This window comes from Pseudomonas sp. GM21, assembly GCF_000282215.1.
GTDB lineage: Bacteria > Pseudomonadota > Gammaproteobacteria > Pseudomonadales > Pseudomonadaceae > Aquipseudomonas.
Genome location: NZ_AKJS01000178.1, coordinates 1 through 8,036 on the forward strand (window position 1 = coordinate 1; position 8,036 = coordinate 8,036).

8 protein-coding genes are annotated in these 8,036 nt (G+C 59.9%); 4 read left to right on the top strand and 4 right to left on the bottom strand.

The features are described 5' to 3' along the window. Positions 1 to 57 precede the first annotated feature (57 nt). Both PMI22_RS03230 and PMI22_RS03225 read right to left on the bottom strand, forming a co-directional pair. A complete protein-coding gene (locus tag PMI22_RS03230; protein WP_007948749.1) occupies positions 58 to 372 on the bottom strand; it encodes a YceK/YidQ family lipoprotein in 315 nt (104 codons plus the stop codon). Continuing rightward, on the bottom strand, positions 369 to 806 hold the full coding sequence (locus tag PMI22_RS03225) for an Lrp/AsnC family transcriptional regulator (protein ID WP_007948750.1): 438 nt from the start codon (positions 804 to 806) through the stop codon (positions 369 to 371). Before PMI22_RS03225 ends, PMI22_RS03230 begins: the two co-directional genes overlap by 4 nt. A 134-nt stretch (positions 807 to 940) precedes the next feature. Between PMI22_RS03225 and PMI22_RS03220 the strand changes: the two genes are divergently transcribed. Then, positions 941 to 1,834 (top strand): DMT family transporter, encoded by an 894-nt coding sequence (locus tag PMI22_RS03220; RefSeq protein WP_007948751.1) that lies wholly within the window; start codon positions 941 to 943, stop codon positions 1,832 to 1,834. Between the two features lie 3 nt (positions 1,835 to 1,837). Here the strand turns inward: PMI22_RS03220 and PMI22_RS03215 are convergent, their stop codons facing one another. Beyond that, a complete protein-coding gene (locus PMI22_RS03215) occupies positions 1,838 to 2,857 on the bottom strand; it encodes an FUSC family protein (protein WP_007948752.1) in 1,020 nt (339 codons plus the stop codon). 65 nt (positions 2,858 to 2,922) lie between these two features. Continuing rightward, positions 2,923 to 4,548, bottom strand: a complete 1,626-nt coding sequence (locus tag PMI22_RS03210; RefSeq protein ID WP_007948753.1) for an NADP-dependent glyceraldehyde-3-phosphate dehydrogenase — start codon at positions 4,546 to 4,548, stop codon at positions 2,923 to 2,925. 266 nt (positions 4,549 to 4,814) lie between these two features. On the opposite strand from PMI22_RS03210, the gene PMI22_RS03205 reads away from it, so the two are divergent. Genes PMI22_RS03205 through PMI22_RS03195 form a run of 3 tightly spaced genes read left to right on the top strand, consistent with a single transcriptional unit; the run spans position 4,815 to position 7,901 of the window. Further along, complete coding sequence (locus PMI22_RS03205) at positions 4,815 to 5,204, top strand: c-type cytochrome (protein ID WP_007948754.1); 390 nt, start codon at positions 4,815 to 4,817, stop codon at positions 5,202 to 5,204. A 19-nt stretch (positions 5,205 to 5,223) separates the two neighbouring features. After that, complete coding sequence (locus tag PMI22_RS03200) at positions 5,224 to 6,618, top strand: D-arabinono-1,4-lactone oxidase (RefSeq protein ID WP_007948756.1); 1,395 nt, start codon at positions 5,224 to 5,226, stop codon at positions 6,616 to 6,618. Further along, positions 6,618 to 7,901, top strand: coding sequence for a DSD1 family PLP-dependent enzyme (locus tag PMI22_RS03195; RefSeq protein WP_007948757.1), 1,284 nt, complete (start codon positions 6,618 to 6,620; stop codon positions 7,899 to 7,901). Before PMI22_RS03200 ends, PMI22_RS03195 begins: the two co-directional genes overlap by 1 nt. Positions 7,902 to 8,036 lie beyond the last annotated feature (135 nt).

The window sequence follows — 8,036 nt, forward strand, 5'->3', positions numbered from 1 at the left end:
GCTAGGTTTTCACACAGTCTGTCAGGCGGGTTTTTTATTGCCTGAGATTCAGGTCATTCAGTCGATGACAATGCTGCCATCGGCCGCCTGGCGGAAGATGGTGTAAGGCAGCAACAAGGTGTCGAATGCGCCGGACGTGACCACATCGACCAGCACGATGGCTGGAGCATTGGTGTGGTCTTGTGCATCCAGCCCTTTTTTCAGCGGCGCATTCAAGCTGCAAAAATCATAGCTCACACCACTGTAGATTCGCGGAACCGCACCAGAATAGCTCTGCTGTTCCTTAAGGCTTTCAGCCGCCACTTCATCGCCGCGTACCACCGTTTGAATCGTGCCGCAGCCTGCCAGCATCAGCGAACAAACATCACTCATGCCATCGGTGGCAACCGGCGTTTGACCGGGGTCTTCTTGACGATAGCGGTGTTGGTTTCGGCGTGGGTGTTCAGGCGGTCGAGGAGGGTGTCCAGTTGTTCCATCGAGCGCACGTGCAGGCGCGCGATGAAGCAGTCGTCGCCCGTGACTTTGTCGCACTCGGTGAATTCGGGAATGGCTTGAATCTGCCGTTCCACTTCCTGCAACTGACCGGGCAACGGGCGAATCCGCACGATGGCCTGGAGTTGATAACCGAAGCATTTCGGGTCGATATCCACGGTGTAGCCCTTGAGCACACCGCGTTCTTCGAGGCGACGCAGGCGCTCGGCGACACTGGGCGAGGACAGGCCACTGAGGTTAGCCAGCGCCTTGAGCGAGCGCCGTGAGTCTTCCATCAAGGCGCTGATCAGCACTTGGTCGATATCGTCAGTCATGGCAAACCCCTGTAAGGCAATTAATCAAAACCACCTTGATAAGAAAGGCAGAAACCGAGTTTAGCCTGCTTTTTGCGCTGGAGAAGCCTCCCGGATGATTGGCATACTTTGCGCTCAAACACAGGAGTCTGAAGATGGACAAATCAATACGTCGCGGCTCATTCGAGATGACCGCCGCCATGCTGATCTCCGGGACCATCGGCTGGTTCGTGCTGGTGTCCGGGCAACCGGTGCTGGACGTGGTGTTCTGGCGCTGCCTCTTCGGCGCAGGCACTTTGCTGCTGATTTGCGCGGCCTTCGGCTTTCTGCGTCCCGGCATTCTGACCCGTACCACGTTCCTGCTGGCAGTGATCAGTGGCGTGGCGATAGTCGGTAACTGGGTGCTGCTGTTCGCCTCATATTCCCGCGCCTCGATAGCCATTGGTACGGCGGTGTACAACGTTCAGCCGTTCATGTTGGTGGGCCTGGCCGCGTTGTTCCTCAACGAAAAACTCACCCTGCAGAAGCTGTTTTGGCTGGGCATTTCATTTTTCGGGATGCTGGCGATTGTCAGTGCCCATGGAGGGCACGGCGAGGGAGGCAATGATTACCTGATGGGCATCGGTTTGGCGCTGGGCGCGGCCTTCCTTTACGCGATTGCCGCGCTGATCATCAAGCGCCTGACCGGTACGCCGCCGCATCTGATCGCATTGATCCAGGTCTGCACCGGGGTGGTGTTGCTTGCGCCGTTCGCGCACTTTTCAGCGCTGCCGCAAGCGACGGATGCCTGGGCCAGTCTGGTGACGCTGGGCATCGTCCACACCGGTGTGATGTACGTGCTGCTGTATGGCGCGATTCAAAAACTGCCGACGGCACTGACCGGAGCGTTGTCGTTCATCTACCCGATCGCGGCGATTTTTGTCGACTGGTTTGCCTTCGGCCATCGCCTGGAACCGCTGCAATGGCTCGGCGTGGCGGCGATTCTGCTGGCTGCCGCGGGGATGCAACAGGGCTGGGGCTTCAAGTCTCGCAAGTTGGCGGCACAGTAAGCGTCAGATGTTCCAGCGCGGCGAGGTCTTGGCCAGTCGCTGGCGCATCTCGCTGATGTTGGCGGCGAACTGGCGGGTCAACAACCGATAGCCGTCCAGCGGGGTGTAGACCGGCGCATCGAGGCTTGATACTGCCGGCAGGTCGTCGGGCCGGCTCAGCCGTTGCGACGCACCGGTTTTCAATGCTCGCGCCATTCCTATCAGTTGCACGCGGATTTGCCGATGTTCCGCGGTCATCGCGGATTGCAACTGCGCCATCGCATGCGGGTCGCTGGCATCCGGGCGGGTGTTGCCGAGGATTTCCAGGGTGCTGACGCACATCCGCAAGTTGCGCTGAATGGCATCCAGTTCAGTCATGGAGATTTTCACCTCCTTGGACACCGACGGCATCAGCGAGCGCAATTGCACCATCACGGTGTTCAGGCGCCCCATGAGTTTGAGGTGTTCATCATCGCTGACGGGCTCGCCATTGATGATGCGCCCGTAGATCGTCGCGCAATCGCGCAGTGCATCGGCCAGGTTATAGCGCCAGGAAAACACCGCATACAACGGCAGCGCGAAGGAAAACGCCAGCGCCAGCGCAATGCCGATCAAAATGTCCACCCCGCGCCACAGGCCGGCAGTGATCGCGTTGTCGCCATGACCCGCGACGATAAACACAGTGATGGCGGCCAGCAACGCCGTGTAACCGCCCTTGCCAATGGCGTGATAGGAGAAAACCCCGCACACCACCGACATCGCGAAATAAGTCAGCCACGGCATCCCGAGCCAGGTCTGTTGCGCGACCAGCACCAGACCGACACCCGCTCCGATCAAGGTGCCAATGGCCCGTTCGGCGGCTTTTTTGCCGATATTGCCGTGGTGCTGCAAGCCACCGATCACTACCAGCATCGTCACCGACGCCCATTCACCATGGGGCAAATCAATGCCGGTGGTCAGCAGGATCGTCGCCAGCAAACCGAGCGATACCCGCACCGCGTGGATCAATTTGGCGTTGCGGTAGCGCCGATACGGGTCCAGCAACGGACGCAGCAGTCGGCGCAGCAGCGGTGGTAATCGTTGGCTGAAGGTGCTCAGTCGCTGTGTCCTCAGAAAATGTAATCAGTGGTCAGGAAGCTCGAACTGCGTCCGCTGATGATCTCGCTGATGAGGTCTTTGTTGGTTTCCTGGAACTTGGTGGCCACTAACGTGCGGATCGAAAACGTCCGTAATGCATCATGCACCGACAACGTGCCCTCGGCCGAGTTCTTGCGCCCGTTGAACGGGAAGGTGTCCGGGCCACGCTGGCATTGGGCGTTGAGGTTGATGCGCCCGACCTGATTGGCGAAGGTGTCCACCAGCCGGCCGACCGCGACCGGGTTGGTGCCGAAAATACTCAGCTGCTGGCCGAAGTCCGATTCCAGGACGTAATCGATCACCGTGTCCAGATGGCGGTACGGCACAATCGGGATGACCGGGCCGAACTGTTCTTCCTGATAGACGCGCATTTGCGTGGTCACCGGGTACAACACTGCCGGGTAGAAGAACGAGGCGCGGGCCAGGCCGCCGTTGGGGTTGACCACCTTGGCGCCTTTGCTTTCGGCGTCCGCCACCAGCGAATGCAGGTAATCGACCTTGCCCGACTCCGGTAGCGGGGTCAGCGCCACGCCGTTGTCCCACGGCATGCCGGGTTTGAGGCTGGCGAGTCTGGCGTTGAATTTCTCGATGAAAGCCTCGACCACGTCTTCGTGGACAAAGAGGATTTTCAGCGCGGTGCAACGCTGGCCGTTGAACGACAACGAGCCGGTCACGGCTTCGCTGACTGCGTTGTCCAGATCGACTTCCGGCAAGACGATGCCGGGGTTTTTCGCATCGAGGCCCAGCGCCGCACGCAAACGGTGAGGTTTGGGGTGAAGTTTTTTCAGGTCGCTGGCGGCTTTGTTGGTGCCGATAAACGCGAAGATGTCGATCTTTCCGCTGGCCATCAGCGCGCTGACAGTCTCGCGGCCGCTGCCGTAGATCACGTTGATCACCCCGGCCGGGAAGCTGTCGCGGAACGCTTCCAGCAGCGGGCGAATCAACAGCACGCCGAGTTTGGCCGGTTTGAACACCACGGTGTTGCCCATGATCAGCGCCGGAATCAGCGTGGTGAAGGTTTCGTTCAGCGGGTAGTTGTAGGGGCCCATGCACAGGGCCACGCCGAGCGGGACGCGGCGGATCTGGCCGAGGGTGTCCTGTTCCAGCTCGAAACGGCTAGAGCGGCGGTCGAGTTCCTTCAACGCATTGATGGTGTCGACGATGTAATCGCAGGTGCGGTCGAACTCTTTTTCCGAGTCCTTCAGGTTCTTGCCGATCTCCCACATCAACAACTTGACCACCGCCTCGCGCTGTTGGCGCATGCGACCCAGAAAGGCTTCGACGTGCTGGATGCGTTCGGCGACGCGCATGGTCGGCCACAAGCCCTGTCCACGGTCATAAGCACGGACGGCGGCGTCCAGAGCGGTCAGCGCGGTGTCGGCATCCAGTAGCGGCGTGCTGCCGAGGATCACTTGCTCGTCGCCATTGGCACCGCTCAGGTACACCGGGCTACGGACCTGGGCGAGCGGCCCGGACCAGGTTTTCAGTTCGCCATCGACCAGGTACTCACGCTGCTCGGTCTGGCCGTCGAGGCGGTACTTTTCCGGGATGTCGGCGTGGCTCGGGAACAGGTTGTCGAGAATATTGGCTGTGGTCATGTCGCTACCCCCTCTGGATTAGGTGATGCTTTGATGAAACGTTTTAGCAGACCTCGACCTCGCTTGTCATGACTCATCTCAGCGATTTGCGCCACAGCGTGGTAGCCCGTGAATTTCCCGGCGCGGGGGTCATGGCCTCAGAAGCCCCCTTTGTTGGCCCCCAATGCCCTCAACCTGCCCACGTGGGGTGCCTTAGTGTTGAGCTCTCCTTGATCACAACAAAAACAGTGCATCCGGCTGACCGGGCACCCAATGAGAGGACCGCCATGCGGGCACGCCGATTCACTGAAAAGCCTAGCCTTTGTTTTGCCCTGATGGGGTGCGTCTTCGTGGTGTTGCTCGCGGGGTGTGGTGAAGAGCCAAAAAGCCCGGCCACTTACAGTGAAGCGGCCACCACCCGACCAGCCGACGCCGAGCTGGCGCAGGTCTATGACAACAGTTGCAAACTCTGCCACGCCAACCCGGCGGCCGGGGCGCCGCTGACGGGTGATAAGAAAGCCTGGGAGCCCCGGGTCATGCAGGGCGCCGACACGCTGCTCGATCACGCAATCAACGGCTACAACGGCATGCCGCCAATGGGCATGTGCATGCAGTGCTCACAAGAACAGTTCCTGGCGCTGATTGCGTTCATGTCCGGCCAGCACATCCAACAATAAGAACGACAGGGAGCGATTCATGACGATGGACTTAACACGGCGTCAGTTGTTGCAGAGGGCCAGTGTCATTGGTGCCTTTACCGCGCTCGGCTCGTCGCCTGCGCTGGCCGAACTGCTGCGCGCGCCACGGCTGATTCCCTGGCGTAACTGGTCGGGAGGCCAGAGTTGCCTGCCGGCAGCGCGGCTAGCGCCCAAGGATCTGGATGAGCTGATCCAAGTGGTGCGCACGGCCCCCGGCAAGATTCGCCCGGTGGGCTCGGCGCATTCCTTCAGCGCGCTGGTGCCCACCGATGGCACGCTGGTGTCGCTGAGCTATTTCACTGGCTTGATCGATCACGACGCCAAAACCCTGCAAGCCGAGTTCGCCGCCGGCACGCCGATGTCACGCATGGGCACACCGCTCAAAGACATCGGCCAGGCCCTGCAAAACATGGCCGACATCGATTACCAGACCCTCGCCGGGGCGATTTCCACCTCGACCCACGGCACCGGTAAAAACTTTCAATCTTATTCCGCCCACGTCTGCGGCCTGCAATTGGTTACCGCCAATGGCGAGGTGCTGGACTGCGACAGCACGCGATACCCTGAAGTGTTCAGCGCGGCGCGGGTGTCCCTCGGCGCGCTCGGGGTGGCGACTAAAATCCGCCTGCAAAACCGCCCGGCCTATCGCTTGAGAGAACACCAGTGGGTCGCCAAAACCGAAGAATTACTGGAAGACCTCGACAAGAACACTCGGGAAAACCAGCACTGGGAAATGCAAGTGGTCACCCACTCCGACTACGCGTTGTCGATCGCCTTGAACGAAACCACCGACCCGGCCACACCGCCGATCCCGGCGGATGAGGAGGGCGGTAACGAATTCGTGACCTTGATCGAAAAGCTCGACAAGTACGGCAGCGACTTCCCTGACCTGCGCCACACGATGCTCAATAGCTTGCGCCACATCGCCAGTTTCGATGACCGGGTAGGGGACTCATTCGACATCTACGCCAACGTGCGCACAGTGCGCTTCAACGAAATGGAATATTCAGTGCCGGCCGAACACGGCCCGGCGTGCCTGCGCGAGATCCTCAAGCTGATCCGGGACAAAGACCTGCGCACCTGGTTTCCGATTGAATACCGTTACGTCAAAGCCGACGACATCCCCCTGAGCATGTTCGAAGGCCGCGACAGTTGCTCGATCTCGGTCCACCAGCATTACCAGATGGATCATCACAACTTTTTCGCCGCCGTCGAGCCGATTTTCTGGAAGTACAACGGCCGGCCACACTGGGGCAAGTTACACACCCTTAACGCGAAACACCTGCAGCCGCTGTACCCGCGCTGGCAGGAGTTCCTCCAGGTCCGGCAGGAACTCGACCCCAGCGGTAAATTCCTCAACGCCCACTTGTCATCGATTCTGGGGGTGAGCTGATGGCTGTCAATCGGCGTAATTTTTTGATCGGAACCGCTGGCGTCGGCGCGTTACTGGCGGGTGTCGGGGCGTGGTTACGGCCAAGTGATCGAGGCGCACCGTACAGCGACTATTTTCGTGCGCTGAACCGTGAACTCAAGGAACACGGGCCGATGCGTCCGGTGATGCTGATCGATCTTGACCGGCTGGATCACAACATCGATGTGGTGATGCAATCGGTCAAGCGCGGCGGCAAGCACCTGCGGCTGGTGGAGAAGTCGTTGCCAGCGCCAGGATTGCTGACCTACATCGCCAAGCGTGCCGACACGCAGCGCTTGATGTCGTTTCATCAGCCGTTTCTCAATCATGACGCGATACAGTTTCCCGAGTCCGACATCCTGTTGGGCAAGCCACTGCCTGTGCGTTCGGCGGAGCTGTTTTATCAGTCGCACAAGGGGACTTTCGACCCGTCGAAGCAACTGCAGTGGTTGCTCGATACGCCAGAGCGACTGCAACAATACCTGGCGCTGGCACAGGGATTGGGGACGCGGTTGCGGGTGAACATCGAACTGGATGTCGGGTTGCATCGCGGTGGCGTCAGCGATGTGGCAGTGCTCGGGCATATGCTGGCGCTGATCAGCCAACACCCGCAGCACCTGGAGTTCGCCGGGTTCATGGGCTACGACCCGTTTGTCGGTATGGGCGTGCCGGGGATTCTCGGTTCGCCCGAGGAGTTATTCGCCAAGGTCATGGTGATTTACAACCGCTGCGTCGACTTCACCCGTCAGCAGTACCCCGGTCTATGGCATGAAGGACTGACCCTCAACACGGCCGGCAGCCCGAGTTATCGCATGCATGAGCACGAACAACTGAGCAGCGAAGTCTCGGTGGGCACGGCGATGCTCAAACCAACGCATTACGATTTGCCTTCGCTGGTGGAGCATGTGCCCGCTGCTTACATCGCCACGCCGGTGTTGAAAAGCACCGGGGCAGTGGACATCCCGGCACTGGATGACAAGTCCCGACTGTTTTCGTGGTGGGACACCAATCAGCGCGAGACGTTTTTCATCTATGGCGGTAATTGGATGGCGGAGTTCGAATCGCCGCCGGGGTTGCAGAGTAACGGGGTGTATGGCCGCAGCTCGAATCAGGAAATAGTCAATGGTTCGGCGGCGGTGGGGCTGGGGGTTGAAGACCAGGTGTTTTTAAGGCCGACCCAGACAGAATCGGTGCTGTTGCAGTTTGGGGATTTGCTGGCGGTTCGGGGCGGGCGGATTGTTGATACCTGGCCGGTGTATTCCTGAAGGATATTCAGTGACTGTTACGACGCCATCGCGAGCTTACCCTCATGCCGATCAGTTAAGCCTTAACGCGGACCGTAGCAGCTGGCGAAGCCTGCGTTCGGCTGCGTAGCAGTCGTAAAACATGAGCTTGCGGTC